The 17,873-nt window shown below is 45.3% G+C and carries 17 protein-coding genes; 5 read left to right on the top strand and 12 right to left on the bottom strand.

Annotated features, from left to right (window positions below; genetic code table 11):
* Positions 1-46: 46 nt before the first annotated feature.
* From MKY50_RS06825 to MKY50_RS06805, 5 genes are all read right to left on the bottom strand, one after another.
* Positions 47-1,426 carry an MFS transporter gene (locus MKY50_RS06825; protein WP_103803754.1) on the bottom strand — a complete coding sequence of 460 codons (1,380 nt, stop codon included), beginning with the start codon at positions 1,424-1,426 and terminating at the stop codon, positions 47-49.
* A gap of 67 nt (positions 1,427-1,493) precedes the next feature.
* Positions 1,494-2,915 (bottom strand): glucuronate isomerase, encoded by a 1,422-nt coding sequence (gene uxaC / locus MKY50_RS06820; protein ID WP_088325650.1) that lies wholly within the window; start codon positions 2,913-2,915, stop codon positions 1,494-1,496.
* Between the two features lie 196 nt (positions 2,916-3,111).
* The gene (locus MKY50_RS06815; protein WP_003232765.1) at positions 3,112-4,290 is read right to left on the bottom strand and encodes an NAD(P)/FAD-dependent oxidoreductase; all 1,179 of its coding nucleotides are present in this window, start codon (positions 4,288-4,290) and stop codon (positions 3,112-3,114) included.
* 39 nt (positions 4,291-4,329) lie between these two features.
* Complete coding sequence (locus tag MKY50_RS06810; protein WP_003220510.1) at positions 4,330-4,752, bottom strand: DUF1641 domain-containing protein; 423 nt, start codon at positions 4,750-4,752, stop codon at positions 4,330-4,332.
* A gap of 388 nt (positions 4,753-5,140) precedes the next feature.
* Entirely contained in the window at positions 5,141-5,638 is a 498-nt protein-coding gene (locus MKY50_RS06805) for a cupin domain-containing protein (RefSeq protein ID WP_029317652.1), read from the bottom strand.
* A 131-nt stretch (positions 5,639-5,769) separates the two neighbouring features.
* Between MKY50_RS06805 and MKY50_RS06800 the strand changes: the two genes are divergently transcribed.
* The 3 genes from MKY50_RS06800 (at position 5,770) to MKY50_RS06790 (ending at position 8,368) form a co-directional block, all read left to right on the top strand.
* Positions 5,770-6,744 carry a DMT family transporter gene (locus MKY50_RS06800; RefSeq protein ID WP_256683366.1) on the top strand — a complete coding sequence of 325 codons (975 nt, stop codon included), beginning with the start codon at positions 5,770-5,772 and terminating at the stop codon, positions 6,742-6,744.
* Positions 6,745-6,863: 119 nt separating this feature from the next.
* Complete coding sequence (locus tag MKY50_RS06795) at positions 6,864-7,616, top strand: ABC transporter ATP-binding protein (RefSeq protein WP_048655273.1); 753 nt, start codon at positions 6,864-6,866, stop codon at positions 7,614-7,616.
* A complete protein-coding gene (locus MKY50_RS06790) occupies positions 7,616-8,368 on the top strand; it encodes an ABC transporter permease (RefSeq protein ID WP_095010690.1) in 753 nt (250 codons plus the stop codon). The genes MKY50_RS06795 and MKY50_RS06790 overlap by 1 nt, the downstream gene beginning before the upstream one ends.
* A 45-nt stretch (positions 8,369-8,413) precedes the next feature.
* On the opposite strand, the gene MKY50_RS06785 is transcribed toward MKY50_RS06790, so the two are convergent.
* Complete coding sequence (locus MKY50_RS06785; RefSeq protein ID WP_003245334.1) at positions 8,414-9,226, bottom strand: uroporphyrinogen-III synthase; 813 nt, start codon at positions 9,224-9,226, stop codon at positions 8,414-8,416.
* 173 nt (positions 9,227-9,399) lie between these two features.
* On the opposite strand from MKY50_RS06785, the gene MKY50_RS06780 reads away from it, so the two are divergent.
* Positions 9,400-9,588 carry a hypothetical protein gene (locus MKY50_RS06780; RefSeq protein WP_003232781.1) on the top strand — a complete coding sequence of 63 codons (189 nt, stop codon included), beginning with the start codon at positions 9,400-9,402 and terminating at the stop codon, positions 9,586-9,588.
* 40 nt (positions 9,589-9,628) lie between these two features.
* On the opposite strand, the gene MKY50_RS06775 is transcribed toward MKY50_RS06780, so the two are convergent.
* Together MKY50_RS06775 and yjiB are read right to left on the bottom strand one after the other, a co-directional pair.
* Entirely contained in the window at positions 9,629-10,807 is a 1,179-nt protein-coding gene (locus tag MKY50_RS06775) for a glycosyltransferase (RefSeq protein WP_003232783.1), read from the bottom strand.
* A gap of 22 nt (positions 10,808-10,829) precedes the next feature.
* Complete coding sequence (yjiB, locus tag MKY50_RS06770) at positions 10,830-12,020, bottom strand: monooxygenase YjiB (RefSeq protein WP_341116359.1); 1,191 nt, start codon at positions 12,018-12,020, stop codon at positions 10,830-10,832.
* 390 nt (positions 12,021-12,410) lie between these two features.
* Here yjiB and MKY50_RS06765 point away from each other — a divergent pair, with 390 nt between their 5' ends.
* Complete coding sequence (locus tag MKY50_RS06765) at positions 12,411-12,689, top strand: hypothetical protein (protein WP_003232791.1); 279 nt, start codon at positions 12,411-12,413, stop codon at positions 12,687-12,689.
* A 30-nt stretch (positions 12,690-12,719) separates the two neighbouring features.
* On the opposite strand, the gene MKY50_RS06760 is transcribed toward MKY50_RS06765, so the two are convergent.
* The 4 genes from MKY50_RS06760 to fdhF all read right to left on the bottom strand — a co-directional run bounded on the left by MKY50_RS06760 (position 12,720) and on the right by fdhF (position 17,773).
* Entirely contained in the window at positions 12,720-13,346 is a 627-nt protein-coding gene (locus tag MKY50_RS06760) for an NUDIX hydrolase (protein ID WP_010886490.1), read from the bottom strand.
* Positions 13,347-13,424: 78 nt separating this feature from the next.
* Positions 13,425-14,066 carry a DUF4352 domain-containing protein gene (locus MKY50_RS06755; RefSeq protein WP_003244850.1) on the bottom strand — a complete coding sequence of 214 codons (642 nt, stop codon included), beginning with the start codon at positions 14,064-14,066 and terminating at the stop codon, positions 13,425-13,427.
* A 196-nt stretch (positions 14,067-14,262) separates the two neighbouring features.
* Entirely contained in the window at positions 14,263-14,823 is a 561-nt protein-coding gene (locus MKY50_RS06750) for a DUF1641 domain-containing protein (protein ID WP_015715709.1), read from the bottom strand.
* Entirely contained in the window at positions 14,816-17,773 is a 2,958-nt protein-coding gene (gene fdhF / locus MKY50_RS06745; RefSeq protein WP_167408066.1) for a formate dehydrogenase subunit alpha, read from the bottom strand. The genes MKY50_RS06750 and fdhF overlap by 8 nt, the downstream gene beginning before the upstream one ends.
* Positions 17,774-17,873: the final 100 nt, after the last annotated feature.

Raw genomic sequence — 17,873 nt, 5'->3', positions numbered from 1 at the left:
CACATTTTATTTACAAATTATTTTAAATATTCTCTATATTATATTGTCAGATCTTTTGCTGAAGATCCTGAACGATCTGAGCATGCTGCTGGTCTGTGAGTTTATAAAGAAAGCCGATAATGATCATCGCTAATGCCAAAGCAATGGCCGGATACAGAAGCAGAAGCGCTTTGATGCCAATCAGCGCCTGTGCTGTCTGGACTGCATTCGGGACATAGCCGATAATCCCCAAACCGATCCCCGAGAGAAAGCCAGACAAAGATTGAGCAAGCTTTCTTGAGAAATTGAAAAGTGAATATGTCGTTGCTTCCTTCCGTTCACCGGATTTCCATTCGCCATAGTCGATAATATCGGAGACAAGTGCCCACGTGATGCCATTTGGGATACTGATTCCGATAAAGGCGATACTGGCGAGAATTGTAAACACATAAACGTTAGATGGAAGCATAAAGTTGATCAGATCCGCGGCCACACTGATGCCGAAGCCGATCATTGCCGTTCGTTTCTTTCCAAACATCTTGACGAGCTTTGGTAGGAATACGACGCCCAAAAAGGAAGAACCAATAATGATGAAGTTCATATAAGCCATTAATTCAACATTGCCCAAGTTATATTGTGCGAAATAGACGAGCATGGCGGATTTAATGTTGTATGCGGAAATTGAAAAAATCGTCATCAGGACAAGGGTTAACAGCGGTTTATTTGTAATAAATGTTTTGACGACAGATGAGAGTGTTAATTTTTCTTTTGGTGCTTCCGATATGACAATGCGCTCTTTGCAGTTGCGATAGCAAATATAAAACCAAATCACACCGAGCGCGGCGAACAAGCCCATGACCACCGGGTAGCCGACCTTCGGATTATCAAACTTGACGAGCAGCGGCATCACGGCCACACTTGTGATAAACAAGGCGCCAAGTGATCCGATTTGGCGGAACGTCGAAATGGAGGTCCGGTCCTCAGAATTTTGAGTCATCGCTGCCCCTAATGAGCCGTACGGAATATTCACAAACGAATAGCCGATGCCCCAAATCATATAGGATGCATATGCATATATCAGTTTTCCGGTCGTTGATACATTGGGAGACAGAAAAATAAGAACAGTAAGCACCGCAAGCACGATGCTGCCGATTAATAGATAAGGCCTGAATTTCCCCCGTTTGCCGATGTTTTTGCGATAATCGATTGATGAGCCGACAATTGGATCTGTTATCGCTGCAAACAGCTTACTTACTAAAAAAATGCCGCCGGCCATCGCAGCGGGGATTCCCGCTACATCAGTGAAATACTTCAATAAATAAATCTGGCCGAGATCAAACATAAAACCGTTGCCAAAATCACCAAAGCCATAGGACATTTTCTCTTTCAATGAAAGCCTTTTTTCCGTTTCGACCGACACAACCTTATTTGCCAGTTCAGTTCGCATGTTCCACCTCTGTGTCTTAAGAATTTTCGGATAGTGATCCGCTCAGCGATACTGAGCGGACACTTTGTTACACGTTTGCTTTCTCTTCTTGAAATTGAAAGTAGTGTTTCGCATTGTCATAGCAAATCCCCTGAACGATGCTTCCCAGAAGCTCCATATCGCGCGGCACTTCGCCGTTTTCCACCCATTCTCCAATCAAATTGCAGACGATCCGCCTGAAATATTCGTGGCGCGTATACGAAAGAAAGCTTCTGGAATCGGTGAGCATGCCGATAAAACGGCTGAAAAGGCCAACATTTGATAACGCTTTCATTTGGTCGAGCATTCCGTCTTTAGTATCGTTAAACCACCAGGCTGTGCCGAATTGTATTTTTCCCGGGGTAATACCGTCCTGAAAACTGTTGATCATGCTGGCGATGACATAGTTATCATTTGGATTCAGTGAATATAAAATCGTTTTCGGCAGCTGGTTCTTCATCTCAACTGAGTTCAGCAGCTTGTATAAAGGCTTAGCAATTTCTTCATCGTTCATTGAATCATACCCTGTATCAGGTCCGAGCCTTTTCATCATTTTTGTATTCGTGTTTCTTAAAGCGTTGATATGAAACTGCATCGCCCAATCGAGCTCCGCATACAAACCGCAAAGAAACTGAAGCGTATATGTCTTAAATTTCTTCTCATCTTCATAAGAAACCTCTGTTCCTTGTAATCTGTCAGAAAAAATCCGTCCAGCTTCTTCTTTTGTTGTTTCGGCAAATACCATTGAATCTATCGCGTGATCAGAAACTCTGCCGCCGGCTGAGTGGAAGAATCGCACTCGTTTTTCCAACGCCTTTAAAAACGCATCATAGGTTGCAATGGATATGGCGGCGGCATCTTCAAGCGCCTGCACCCACTCAGGAAAGCCTTCACGATTGATCTCAAGCCCTTTATCCGGCCGAAATCCAGGCAGCACGCTGACAGGAAAGTCTTTGTCTTCTCTTAATAATAGATGGTATTCAAGAGAATCAACAGGGTCATCTGTGGTGCACACAACCTTTACATTTGATTTCACGATTAAATCCCTTGCCCCGAAGCCTTCCCCTTTGAGCAGTTCATTTGTCCGTTTCCATATAGCCGGCCCGGACTTCTCGTTTAAAATCTCGTAAATGCCAAAAAAACGCTGCAATTCTAAGTGAGTCCAGTTGTAGAGCGGGTTGCCAATCGCCATCGGCACGGTTTTCGCCCAAGCCATAAATTTCTCCTCATCAGGCGCATCTCCGGTAATGTATGTCTCCTCAATTCCATTGGCTCTCATGATGCGCCATTTATAATGGTCACCATACAGCCAGGCTTCCGTGATGTTTTGAAATGTCTTATTTTCATAGATTTCTTTCGGACTTAAGTGGCAGTGGTAATCAATAATTGGCATGTCTTTCGCATAATTGTGATAGAGGCTGACAGCGGTTTCATTTTTCAATAAAAAGTTTTCGCCCATGAAGGGATCCATGTCCTCACCGTCTTTCATTCTATTTCAAAATGTTAACGTTAACATTTTGATTTGTTTTTATTTTACCTTTATATTCCTCTGGGTTCAATCTCTTTTTTGAAAATAAAATGTTAACGTTGGCATATAAACAAAAAGGACATTGCCAGAAAGCACTCGGTAAGGAACGCTTTTGGCAATGTCAGATTCATTAAAAGGATTAGTAAGCCAGGCTGAAAAGTCCTTTAATGTGTGTTAAGTAGCGTACGTTACTTGCTTCTTTCATCAAGGAAGCAGGAAGACCTTTAAGCGGTGTAGAATTAGCACCAATGATGGCAACCGCGTCTTTGCGTCCAAGGCTTGCAAGTGTACCAGAGTTTACTGGCTTGAATGTTTCAAGCGTTTTGCCTTCTAGGTAAGCGAATAGGTTGTAACCGATCAGCTCACCCATTTGCCATGCGATTTGTGCAGTTGGCGGGTATGGACGGCCGTCTGGACCGAAGTAAACTGCGCTGTCTCCAGCAACGAATACATCTTCATGAGATGTAGATTGCAGGAAGTCATTTACAGTCGCGCGTCCGCGGTTCACTTCTAGGCCTGATTCACCGACTAATGGGTTACCTTGTACGCCGCCAGTCCAAACAAATGTGTTGGCAACAACTTTAGATCCGTCTTTCAGATCGATTACGTTTCCTTCTACATTTGTAACAGGAAGACCTGTTAAGAACTCAACGCCGCGTTTTTCAAGGCTTGCAGTCGCACGCTCGATAAGATCATCCGGAAGAACAGGAAGGATCTTCGGACCTGCTTCAACAAGTTTCAATTTGATTTCTTTATGGTCTACGCCGTATTTTTTCGCAAGGTTCGGCATGATGTCAGCAAGCTCACCAACAAGCTCAACACCTGTTAAGCCGCCTCCGCCGATAAGGATTGTTGCATCTGCTTCGTTTTTCGTTTTAGAGTACTCGCGCACACGATCTTCAACATGTTGGAAGACTTTGTTCGCATCGGCAGCAGATTTCAATACCATGCTGTTTTCTTCAAGACCTGGGATGCCGAAGTAAGCCGTTACAGAACCAAGACCTACAACAAGCGCATCGTAAGTTAATGTAGAACCGTCAGCAAGCGCAACTTCTTTTTTATCAACAGAGAAAGAGCTTACTTCCGCAATTTTAAGATCAATGTCTTTGCCTTTGAAAAGTTTTTCTAATGGCATTGCAACCGCTTTTTCAGACACGTTGCCTGCAGCAAGGCGGTGTAATTCCGTAATGATTTGGTGAGTTGGGTATTTGTTTACCACTGTCACGCGTGCTTGTTCTTTTGTGTAATGTTTGCGAACTGTTAGAGCAGAAAGAACTCCGCCATAACCAGCGCCTAGAATGACAATATGTTTTGACATCGTATATCCTCCGTCCTTTATATCAATTTGAATCTGAGATTATTTTTGGTTTTCGCGTTCGTTCATGACTTCAAGGTAGCTGTTAGCAAAACGGAACAGCTTTTGAGCTTGAGGATCTTTCAGCATGCGAAGAAGGCCGAAAAGTCCAATTGTTTCGTTGCTTGCTTCCGCGCGGTCTTTTGCTTCGATCGCAGTCGCAGCTACTTCTTTCGCTGTTTCTTTTACAGGCTCGAGAATTTCAGTGATCGCACCGACTGTGTCGCTCTTTAACACTTCGTCAGTCGCTACAGACTGAGCGAAATCATAAGACTTCGTTAAAATATTCACTAACTCAGTCAGCTTCGGAAGCTGGTCAACTAAAACAGTCAATGATTCTTGAACTTCTGGCTTTAATAGCTGATCAATAAGATCTTGCTGGCTTTGGCTGACAGACGCATTTGTTTGATCGATTGTTTCTGGCATATCCAATTCTCCTTTACTATAAGCAGTTTGCTGATTTTTTTGGAAAGGGTAGTGCCTCTCCCTGTCTCACGCTTTTAAGGCATAAGAATAAGGATTGTGAATTCGTGCACAATCATTTACAAAAATAAATGTTTACTACCCAGTTTTTCATCTTGCCATATTCAGTATTATTTTTATCTAAAAATAAACAATTGAATAAGTCAAAATCCTTTACTCTCTCTGAAAATAGCAAACACAAAAAACTCCAATTCGATTACCTTCTATATGATAACACTTTTTGAACAAAATTTGAACGTGAATTGCTTCGATTATGAAATTAATTTATATGGAGCTCATGTCATAACGTTTCTGCGGCACTAGTTATTGACAATCCAACAATTTCTCCCCTTCACTTTACCCATATTTCCAATAGAGGCTCTCTTTTTCCTGTGATCGGATCATTCGCCGGCAACGCCGCCTGCTTAATCTGTTTGACCGCTTCCTCCCGCTCATTGGGCTTCCCCGTCTTCATATCATACTGAACGCCTCCGGGATAGGCGCCAAGGACAGTAAAATCGGGGCTTGAGCTGAGCTTTTTATGTCCGACTCCGGCTGGAATCACGACTGCGTCGCCTGATTTGAAAGGGATGGCAGCCCCTTTTTCTCCCCCAAACTGAATCACAGCCTCTCCCCTAAGGGCAATCAGGACTTCATGCGTATTGCTGTGATAATGATGGTATGGAAAAACACTCCCCGACCAGCTGTTTGACCAGCCATGCCGGATGACGATCCGCTCTGCCAGTCCGGTGTCCTTAAGCGCGTTTTGATACACCACGAGCGGAAAATCAGGGTGATTCGGAATCCTGCCGTCATCCGGAAAGAAGTATGTCTGTGTCTCTTTTTCCATCAATTTCACCTCCCTTTTTTGTCTTCCACACATAGCAGTTCGCCAAACATGATGTTTTTCTCATGATTCCATTGATCTGCATGATACCGAATAGTATAGTATAAAAAAATAATGCCAGAATGAGGGATATCATGAAAGCTATCGTTATCGGAATATTGGCTTCACTCTTTTTCGCCGTTACCTTTATATTAAACAGAGCGATGGAGTTATCAGGAGGCAGCTGGCTTTGGAGCTCTTCGCTGCGCTTTATTTTTATGGTGCCGTTTTTATGTTTGATTGTCATCATGAGAGGGACATTCACGCCTCTTTTACTAGAGATGAGGAAAAAGCCGTTTTATTGGATCAAATGGAGCTTCGTCGGTTTCGTGCTTTTTTACGCGCCGATTACATTTGCGGCTGCATACGGTCCGGGGTGGCTCATAGCCGGAACCTGGCAAATTACAATTGTAGCCGGGGTGCTCTTATCTCCTTTGTTTTATGTCAAACAAGATATGCCGGGCGGTCCGCAGCTCGTTCGCCAAAAGATTCCCCTGGTTTCACTTGGCACTTCTGTGATCATCCTGATTGGAGCGGCTCTGATTCAGCTTCAGCATGCAGAATCGCTTTCTGGGAGGATGCTGCTTTTCAGTGTGCTGCCGGTTGTCATTGCGGCTTTTGCCTATCCGTTAGGAAACAGGAGAATGCTCGAAGAATACGGAGGCCGGCTTGATACATTTCAGCGCGTGCTTGGAATGACATTGGCAAGCCTTCCATTCTGGCTTATATTAGCAGCTTACGGCTGGTGGTCAGATGGCCTTCCAACAGCAAGTCAAACCGTTCAATCCTTTATCGTTGCCATCAGCTCAGGCATCATTGCGACGGTTTTATTTTTCTGGGCCACTGATATGGTAAGAGACAATCCGCAAAAACTCGCAGCTGTTGAAGCCACTCAATCCGGTGAAGTGATTTTCGCGCTGCTTGGTGAAATTGTTCTGCTGTCAGGCGTTTTCCCATCTCTATTATCATTTGCCGGTTTGTTCATTATAATAGCGGGGATGATGTTACATACCTTCGCTTCACAGCCGAGAAAACCGAAAAAGAAAGCACAGTCAAATCTGACTGCGTAGCATCTGCAGGAGAATGGGTGAAAGCCTGTTCTCCTTTATTTGTGCTACCAAAAGGAATCTGTTTCACGTTATAGTTAAATATAATGTCAGCCTACTTATATTGAAAGGTGATTATTGTAATGGAAGCAAACGATCAAACACAAAACATACCAGCCATCTCCTTCAGATCAGTCCGAAAAAGCTATAAACAAGATGGACAAACCTATGATGTGCTGCAGGATGTCACCGGAGACATTCAACAGGGTGCAATCGTAGCCGTTTTAGGTCCTTCCGGCTCAGGCAAAAGCACCCTCCTTTCTATGTGTAATTTAATGAGAACGCCTGACAGCGGCGAAGTCAACATATATGGAAAGGAAGTCAGAGAATGGAATGTCAATGAGCTGAGGCGAACGGCAGCCCTCGCGTTTCAATCGGCTCCCGTGCTCGACGGGACAGTGCGTGACAATTTAAGTCTTGTACAAAGGCTGCATCAATCCCAGCTGTACTCTCCTGAAAAGCTGGCTTCTCTTGCAGGGCTGCCGCCAGAGCTGTTAGACAGAAGCGCCAGAGACTTATCGGGCGGGCAGCGGCAAAGACTGTCACTGGCCAGAACGCTCTCAAATCCTTCCTCCATTCTATTGTTGGACGAAATCACGTCGGCCTTGGACCCGGTTTCTGCTCTTGAGATTGAAGAACTGATCAAACGTCAGCATCAAGAGAAAAAATGGACAGTCATGTGGGTCACTCATAATATGGAGCAGGCAAAACGAGTAGCCGATACCATTTGGTTTATGGCAGATGGCCGGCTGCTTGAAATCGCCGAAACCGAAACATTTTTCTCCGCTCCGCAGCATGAAGCAGCGAAAGAATTTTTGAAGGGAGGCACTCGGTAATGGATTACCTTTCTCTCTCTTTAACGATGATCTTTGTTTTGATCGCCTTGTTTTTATCAAAATCCTTTAAAGCCGGTGTAGAAAAAGACATGATCATCGCCACCATCCGGGCCGCGGTGCAGCTGCTTATCATCGGTTATGTTTTGTCGCTGATTTTTCGCGGAGACCACCCTGTTTTTATCCTGCTGATGGTGCTGTTAATGCTCGCGGTGGCGGCGCAAAATGTCATCAAGCGAAAGAAAAATACAATCGGTTCGTTTTGGAGGGTGTTTGCCGCGTTAGCAATCGTAGAAATGGTGACGCAGGGAATTCTGCTGTCTCTTCATATCATTCCGCTTACGGCACGATATGTCATTCCGATCAGCGGGATGGTCATCGGAAATTCGATGGTGCTCTCAAGTTTGTTTCTAAACCGGCTCAACTCAGAAGTCGGCGTTCGCAAAGAAGAAATTCAATTAATATTGTCACTTGGCGGCACACCGAAGCAATCCATACAGCGCATTCTTACTTCAGCGATGAAAATGAGTATGATCCCGACGCTCGAAAGCCAGAAAACACTGGGTCTTGTTCAGCTTCCCGGCATGATGACAGGCCAGATTCTAGCCGGCGCGGACCCGATTCAGGCAGTACGCTTTCAACTCTTAATCGTGTTTACAACGATGGCCTCAGCCGCGCTGACTTGTGTAATCTTAAGCGTGCTGACATACCCATCATTATTCACCGTTCATCAGCAGCTGAAGCAGAATGAATGACAGACAAAAGCCGCTTTCCGAGGGAAAAGCGGCTTTTTGTACTTGTTATTCCTTTTCTTCATAATACTTGGCCAGCTCAACAATCATCGCACCCATCCGCTCAATCTCTGGCGCAAGCAGTCTCGTAATGCCCTCTTCCCGCAGTGCTTCAGCAGTCACTTTTCCGACAGCAGCTGCGATGGCGCGTTCTTCGAATACCTTCTTCACTTCATTGATATAACCTCGCCCCTTGGCAAAATCAAACAGGGAACGAACCTGAATGGCCGTTGTAAAACAAACGGCATCGACCTCATCGTTCATCAGCTCTCGGCATAACCGCTCCACCGTTTCCTCCTCCGGCGGGATGTGCTGATAAGGCAGAATCGGCAGGACAGACGCGCCTTTTTCTTCAAGAAATGCCATGAGAGCCGGCGCTTTTTCGCCATGAAGCTGCACCATGACTGTTTTTCCTGAAAAGTCGTGAGGCTCCAAGGAACGGATTAAGCCTCTTGTTGTCCCGTCTTCATCCGAAGCTTCCGGTGTGATTCCAAGCTTTTTCAGCGCAGACAGCGTTTTGTATCCCCGGCATGCCGCTTTCGCTTGGCGAATGGCCTGCAGAAACTCATCTTTCAGTCCAATTTTCTCTGCCATATCGACAAGAGTCTCCAACCCGATGCCTGTCGTGAAAATGACCCAGTCAGCTTTTTCTTCCGCAAACGTCCGCAAATCCGGCTCCACCTGCTTCTCTGCTAAGTAAACTGTACCTTGGAGAGGCCGGATGACAGGTATTCCGCCCTGTTTTTCAATGATTGTACTAATTTCTTCCGTTTTTCGTGAGCCACCGATTGCCACGCGTTTTCCAAGTAACCCTTTTCCCATACCCGTTTCCTCTCCTCTTTGCATAGGCTTTTTATGTATATAAGCTTAATAAAGCTATTTTGGCGCAAACCAAGGGAGAAATCAAGATAAACCCAACCTCCTAAAATCCATTGAATACGCCGGAAGCTTGCTGTAAGATAAACAGCAGACACGTCTTGTAACGGAGGATCGACATGGAAACCAAAAAAGAAGAATATGAAACAAAAGGCTACGATACATCGATTGTTTACGAATTCAATGAATATCCGGATGCCCGCAGCGGGCGCTGCGACAACTGTGATTACACACTGTTCAAAAGCTCTGTAAAAGGCGGAAAATTTCTTAGAGAATGCCGGAGATGCGGGATGAAAAAAAATATTTAAACAGAAAACCGAAATCAAATTGATTTCGGTTTTTATGTTTTTACTGCGGGACAGCGGATTTTTTCATAAACGCTTCAATCTCAGCTGCCGCACGCTCCGCTCCGCCAGCTTCTTTTACATCCTTTTGCATATTCTTGACGCGGCTGAGCAGCTCTTGATCACTGGATACAGCCTGAACCGCTTCCTGCAGGCTGGAAACAGTCACTTCCTCTTTCGGCAAATAAACGCCAAGGCCTAATTCATCAACCCGATTTGCAGTGAGCTCCTGCTCATACATTTGCGGAATGACGACAAGCGGCACACCTGCGTTCATCGCTTCCATCGTACTGTTCATCCCGCCATGAGAGATGAACAAATCAGCTTTCTCTAACACCTCAAGCTGCGGCACACTTTGGCGAATGGTAAAGTTAGCAGGAATATCCTCCAAGCTTTCTGGATCAATCGTTTTCCCAACCGACATGATCACTTGCCATGAAGAATCCCGAAATGCCTTGATGCACATCTTGTAAAATTCCGGCCATGCGTTAAACGCCGTACCCAAAGAAATCAGCATAAGCGGGCGATCATCCTTGTCAATCAACAGGCTTTCTTTTTCCTTCCGTTCTCCGAGAGAGGGGCCGACAAAACAGAAACGGTCATCGAACGTCTCATGCTGAATCTGAAAAGACTTCGGCATAAAGACAATATTTAATGCTTCCGGCACAGCTAACTGTTCAAATGAAACAGCCGGCAACTTCTCTTGCTCCAAGTAGGCTTTAAATTCAGCCTCTGCTTCTCTTATTTTTTTCAGCATGTCTTCATTTCCTAACTGAAAGGATTCATTTTGGGCATATGACGAACAGAGCTTAATGACCGGAACATTAAGCTTTTCAGCAAACAATTTACCAGCCAGCGCAACAAAGTCATAGATGATCAGATCAGGCTGATCATCCTTATATAACTCCTCAAGCTGCGGCAGAATGCTGAGTGATTCTTTCAAAAGGCTGAGGGGCGCGTCATTCTTTTCCATCATCTCCCTGATTTGCTTAGGATCAATATTCAAGGATGTATGATAGATCAATGCTTCTCCACCGGCTTGCTGAACAGCGGGCGCAAACTCCTCAGTCGTCGCGTACGTGACACGGTGCCCTTTCTCACAAAGCTTCTCTACTAAAGCAAGCGTAGGATTGACATGTCCGTACGCCGGGATATTGATCATCGAAATATGGTACTTTTTCATGAATCTCCAGTCTCCTTATCTATTACATTTTCACACGGAAGCTCTTTAATCCGTATATCACACTGTTTTCAATCGGAGTGATACTGACGCACTCCATATGAGGAAAAGCAGAAATCAAAGACGTTAACGCGATATTTGCTTCAAGACGGGCAAGCGGGGCCCCAAGGCAAAAATGGATGCCGTGGCCAAACGCAATATGCGGATTGGGATGGCGGCGGATATCAAACATGTGCGGTCTGTCAAACTTTGCTTCATCACGATTTGCCGATGCCACAAACGCCAAAACCATATCACCTTCTTTAATCAGGTGCCCCCCGATCTCCGTATCCCGCTTGGCAATGCGCCTCAAAACCGGGGCCGGCGCTCTGAAACGCAAGGCTTCCTCCACTGCCTGAGGCATCAGTTCAGGATGGCTGCGCAGTTCCTCGTAAACGCCTGGCGTTTCTAATATGCTGTACATCGCATTTGAAATCAGGTTTGTAGTGGTTTCATTTCCGGCCACCAGCAGCAGCGTGCAAAACGGAATCAGCTCTTCACCGGACAGCTTCTCGCCTGTTTCTTCCGCTTCCACTAAAATAGAAATAATATCCTGTGCCGATTTGTTTCGCTTTTCTTCTATGATGCCGGCAAAAAACGCAGCCAGTTCTTCCTCACACTTATCTCGTTCTTCCAAAAAGGCTTTTTCAGCTTCTTCACTTTTATCCTTCGGTGTACTGACCAGAAGATCAGACCATGCTTTAAACTGATCCATATGCGCTGAAGGCACTCCAAGCAGCTCAGATATCACAATAACCGGAAGCGGGTATGAAAAATCGTGAACAAGGTCAAACTCACTGCGCCCCTGAAATTTTTGAATCAGTTCATCTGTGATTTCTTGAATTCTCGATTCCCATTGCTTCATCACGCGCGGAGTGAAGGCTTTATTCACGACTGAACGGATTTTTGTATGCTTCGGCGGGTCCATGTTAATGATGGAATTTCCAATAGAGCTTGTCTGCTGCGGCATGTAACTGGAAAACAGCTCTTTATCCCCAACAACTTTTTTGACATCATCATAAAGAAAAACGCTCCACACTTGGTTTTCTTCATCGAAGGAAACAGGCGCATCCTTTCTCATCGATTCGTACCATGGAAACGGATGATACGCATCCTGTTTGTTTTTCCCATTGAGCAGCGCTCGCTGCAAGGCTTGCCGGCGGTTTAACACATTCATGTACGGTCACTCCCCTTGAAAGAATTCAGCAATTAATGTTCCACTTCACCTCCCGCTTTCGAAAAAGAGAGGGACTACCACAAATAATTAAATTGATAACAGCAGGCAGGCGATCACGATGTTCGATGCAGGCATCATATATTCCCCCTCGAATTTCGTTCATCTTACCATAATCTTTCAATTTTTTTCTATTCTGCACTGCTGTTTTGGCTCACAACGTGACCTTAGGCATAAGCACGCAAATCCAATATGGATTCAATTGCACCGCTCCGCTCAAAAAACGTCTCTGTTTTCAACCAAATGCACTAACTCCAAAAATGACTTTCCCATTATGTAAAATAAGCTGATTCTATGATTAAATAGAAGGTAAAAGGTGAAGGAGAGAACAACGTGGCAGCACAGACTGATTACAAAAAACAAGTTGTCGGCATCCTACTTTCACTTGCATTCGTACTGTTTGTGTTCTCTTTTTCTGAGAGACATGAAAAACCGCTTGTTGAGGGAAAAAAACAGGAAAACTGGCATACTGTCGTCGACAAAGCCTCCGTCAAAATTTATGGCAGCCGATTAGTTGAAGAAAACAAATTAAAGCAAAAACTCGGCCATAAACAAGCCGATTCTATTTTGACCCTTCTGAAACTCGCCAACGAAAAACACATTACATTATAAAAAAGAAAGAGCCCACAGGCTCTTTCTTTTTTAGTCAAATATCGTTTTCTTGTCCGGATGGCGCAAAAAGTCAAACAGCATGCTAAGCTGTGAGGGTGTGTTTCGTTTAGGAGAAAGCGGCGGGAGTCTGTCTTCCGGAAAAAAAGCGGCATGATTCGTCTCGATCCCTGTTTCCCCCTGCCCGTCCGTCATGCTGCATGCGATGAAGATTTTATAATAGTGATAAGGCTGAGGGGGATGAGAGTGTTTATGGCTGTCTAGCACGGCCAGCAATCGAGACGGCTCTGTATCGTACCCCGACTCTTCTTTGATTTCCTTGACAACGTTTTCAGCCGGCGATAAACCAATCTCGCAAAATCCGCCCGGCAGCGACCACAGCTCATCATGCTTCTCCCGGACAAGCAAAATCTGATTCTCTCTGAATACAGCGCCGCGAACATCCGCTTTCGGTGTTGGATAGCCCTTCTCGCCTTGCCATAAATCAGTGATAACTTCAATGTCCTTCTCCGAGTAATCCGCCATCATTTCCGCGCTAAGCTTCATTAGCTCTTCGTACCTCTCCCTGTCGTACACATCCTTGGAAAAAGCAAGCCCCGCTTGGGCGATCGCCCGAATCCGCTGTGCCCGTTCCAGCCATTTGGTTTGCACTTTTATCACTCATCCTTTCAAGTCAAGTTTCGCTATAAAAAATGCACGTTTTCCACAGATGAAAAACGTGCAACTGTAAATTAGCTTCTAATCTAACTTCACCAAGTAATCAATATCGTCCTTTACTCTCTCTTCTGTATTACTGCTATTTGTATCAGCTAAAAACGGATTATATACCAGTGTGTAATGTTTCTGTTCTCCTTTAGGGATGACATAACTGAGTACACCTGTAACCTTTTTCCCCGATACTAGTGTTCCTCCCATAAGGATTCTGCCCTTCTCTTCTATAGAAAAAACAGGCCGCACTGATTGATCATTCTTATCTCTTAAATCAAACCCGATAAAATTGTAGCTTATTGAATCTTCCCCTATATTTTCCATCGTAACTTCTATAATAAGCCGTTCCTCATCATCTTTTATTGTTTTTGTCTCCTCATTTACAGCTCCGCCAACATTCATATATTCACCTTTTTGCACTCTATCAACTTTATTCACTGTAAAATTCGTATGTCCTGCTTTAAATGTTTCTCCTATTTTATGTATTTGATCATCTTTTTTGGTCTTCGGCTCACCGCCTTTTTTCAATTCCTTATCAAGTTCCTTTTCAAGCTCTTCTTGCGATTTTTTCTCTTTCGGTTTTTCCTTCTCTGACGCATCGCTCGATTGGCTGCACGCAGAAAGCGCTAACCCGATCGTCAAGACAAATAATAGTAATAAGACTTTTTTCATGATTGTTCCCCCATCTAAAGTAATCGATTTCTATTATAATCAGATTTTTCCTTTTCTTAACAGGTAAGAAAGTAACGATTATTTCTATCTCATTCATCACAATCTTACTTCTTCCTAGTATTTGAATATTTTTTACTAGTCCATTAGACCTTTTCATCAAAAAACCCGAGCTGGCTGAAGCCGCTCAGGTGGGAGGTCAATCTCGCTTATTCATTCCTCTTTTCTCTCGAGGTTCCTGATGATGTTTTTGGTGTTCCGGAGGCTGCGTCGTGCGTTCCAGCTCCTTTGTATCTTGTCCCATTCCTTTTAAAAAGGAAAAGAGCAGTGTAATTGATTTGTTGATTTCCGGGTCTTTTAGCGAGCGGATAATATCAAAATAACCTGTCTTTTCTTCACTGTTTTTCTGCTCTACAGCGCTTGCCACACCCGCATTCACTTTCAAAATGAGAGGCTCCAGCTGCTTCACGTCCAGCATGCCGAGTGTTCCAAACAGAAGAAGCAGATTTTTCAGCGTATTGGCTGTTTCCTCTGTATCTGCCTTTTTCACCAGGATATCAAGAACTTTATCCCCTTGGCCAAAAAGGCCGCGGAGCAACGGCAGGACCCCGCGCTCGTTCATATGGCCCAGCATATGCAATGTTTCGAGAATCGCTTCTTTGTGATCAACTAGAGCATCTTCAATTTCCCGCAAATCACGCTTTCGCTGATCCTCCTCGGTTACCTCGATTTTCTGGATTTGTTTAATCGCTTTAGCCATTATGGCCCATCCCCCTTTTCACGGCGTCGCCAGGGAAAATATAATCCTTCCGCGCCCATTTCTTTTGAACCTGCACACCGATTTGCGGCTGCGGATTGCCGTTGCGGTGGTTGATCTTAGGCAGCGGGCTGATTCCGTCGTGCTTCAAAATTTCCATCTTGGCCGATGTTTCTTTGTAAGCAGGCGTATCGGTATCCTTATCGGCATGGCTGCCTGTTAACAGGTTGATCGCCGCTTCCCCTGAATCGTTCATTGGCAGATATACTTCCTTCCCTTTGACTCGATCAGTAATCAGGCACTTCACTTTGACATTTCCGAAAGGCGATGTGAGTCTGACGAGGGTTCCGTCCTGAATCCCTCGTTCTGCCGCAAGCTCAGGAGAAATTTCTAAGAACACTTCCGGTGTTTTCTCCGAAATCCCTTTTGATTTGTAAGTCAGGTTCCCTTCGTGGAAGTGCTCCAAGAGCCGCCCATTGTTGACATGGATATCATATTCCTCACCGAATTCCTTAGGCTCTGTCCACTGGACAGGGTAGAGAATGGCCTTGCCGTCTGGGAAAGGGAAGCGCTCTGTAAAGAGTAAAGGCGAATCCTTTCCATCAGCGTTTACAGGCCATTGCAGGGAATTATAGCCCTCAAGACGTTCATAGGTGACACCGGCATAAATCGGCGACAGCTTGGCTGCTTCCTCCATAATGTCTGCAGGATGCTCATAGAGCCAGCCGGCGCCAAGCTTATTGGCAACCTCCATAATAATCTGCCAATCCGGCTTTGATTCACCCAGCGGTTCAAATACCTGATACAAACGCTGAATCCGGCGTTCTGTGTTTGTAAACGTTCCTTCTTTTTCAAGGCTCGGGCTCGCAGGAAGAACCACATCAGCAAACTCCGCTGTACGTGAAAGGAAAATGTCCTGCACCACAAAGAAATCAAGCTTTTCATATGCAGCGTGTACATGATTGATATTGGAGTCGACAAGGCCCATTTCTTCACCTTTTACATACATCGCTTTCAACTGTCCGGAATGGATTTTTTCAATCATTTCGTGGTTGGTCATACCCGGCTCCTTCGGCAGCGGTACGCCCCATGCCCGCTCGTATTTTTGGCGGACTTGTTCGTCCGTCACTTTTTCATAGCCCGGTAGTCTGTCAGGCATACTCCCAAAGTCACTTGCTCCCTGCACGTTGTTATGGCCGCGCAATGGGTAAGAACCTGCTCCCGGTTTTCCGTAGTTCCCTGTCACAAGCAGCAGATTAGAGATCGCCGTGCTCGTGTCGCTTCCTCCAATATGCTGTGTCACGCCCATCGCCCACAATGCGCACACACTGTCAGCTTGCCCGATCATCTCTGCCATTTGGATAAGGGTTTCTTGATCAATCCCGGTTTTCTCCTCAGCATATTCAAGTGTGTACGGCGCGAGGCTTTTTACATATTCATGCCGTCCGTTCACTCTTTCTCTCAAAAATCGTTCATCGGCCTTGCCGTTTTCTATTAAATATTTGGCGATCGCATTCAGCCAGACGATATCCGATCCGGCACGCGGCTGGACAAATAAATCGGAGCGTTCTGCCATTTCGTGTTTTCTGATATCCGCGACGATCACTTTCTGCCCTCTTAGCTTATGAGCCCGTTTAATGCGAGTGGATAAGACTGGATGCGACTCAGACGTGTTCGAACCGATAATCAAAACAAGGTCCGCTTGCGCGATATCTGTAATTGATCCTGAATCACCGCCATAGCCGACTGTCCGGAACAGGCCGGCAGTCGCAGGAGATTGGCAATAGCGGGAGCAGTTGTCCACATTATTTGTGCCAATGACCCCTCTGGCCAGCTTTTGCATAAGATAGGATTCTTCATTTGTACATTTAGAAGATGTAATAAAAGCGAGAGAATCCGGACCAAACGCCTCTTTTAATTCCGTGAACTTGCTGGCGACCAGCGATAACGCCTCCTCCCACTCTGCTTCACGGAAATGGTCACCTTCACGGATCAGCGGCTTTGTCAGGCGTTCTTCGCTGTTAACGAAATCCCAGCCGAACTTGCCTTTCACACAAGTAGAAATGCCGTTGGCTGGCGCTTCCTCCTGCGGCTCTACTTTCAGAATGTCTCTGCCCTTTGTCCAGACATCAAAGCTGCAGCCGACGCCGCAATACGTGCAGACGGTTTTCGTTTTTTTGATTCGTTCATCGCGCATGGCCGATTCCATATCAGAAATCGCGAGAATCGAGCCGTAGCCTGTCTCTACGCCTTTCGTGATCTCAATCATCGGTCGCAGCGTTTCGTTATTGATGCCTGTTAAATATCCGGCTTCCCCTTCCATTCCTTTTTCCATCATCGCGTTGCACGGACAGACCGTTGAACAATGGCCGCATGACACACATGACGACTCATTGATCGGCACGTCGTTATCCCAAATGACGCGCGGGCGTTTCCGCTCCCAGTCAATGGTCAGCGTTTCAGTTACCTGAACGTCCTGGCATGCCTCAACACAGCGTCCGCACAAAATACATTGATCTGGATCATAACGATAAAACGGATGGGATTCATCCTTATGGTATGGCTTGTGATCAAACGGAATGCTTTGGTGATTGATTTTCATTTCCTTCACCGTATTATGTATTTCGCATCCCCCATTGTTGTAATCGCAAACTGTACAATAAAGCTCATGATTATATAAAATCTTGTCCATCCCGATGACCTGCGCTTTTTTCACGTCAGGTGAGAGCGTATCAATGATATCCCCATCCTTTAATTCAGCGGAGCACGACCTCTTCAGCTCACCATTGATGCTGACGATGCACGTATCACATGTCTCAATCGGCCCTAAGCTTGGATGATAGCAAACTTGCGGCACTTCAATCGAGCTGTTATTCAAAAGCTGCAGCACCGTCTGTTCCTCGGACGCTTCCATTTCAACGCCGTTTATTGTGATTTTTTTCTTGCCAGGCATCTCCATTCCCCTTTCTTGCTTTATATACCGAATTACCTATTTCAGTTCCCTTACAACAACTCAATAAAACATACAAAGCGCACTCACATGTTTTATTGCA

It is taken from the genome of Bacillus sp. FSL R7-0685 (assembly GCF_038002425.1).
GTDB classification, from domain to species: Bacteria; Bacillota; Bacilli; order Bacillales; family Bacillaceae; genus Bacillus; species Bacillus subtilis.
The sequence above is the reverse complement of the archived record's forward strand: the minus strand, read 5'-3'. Positions and strand labels throughout refer to the sequence as shown.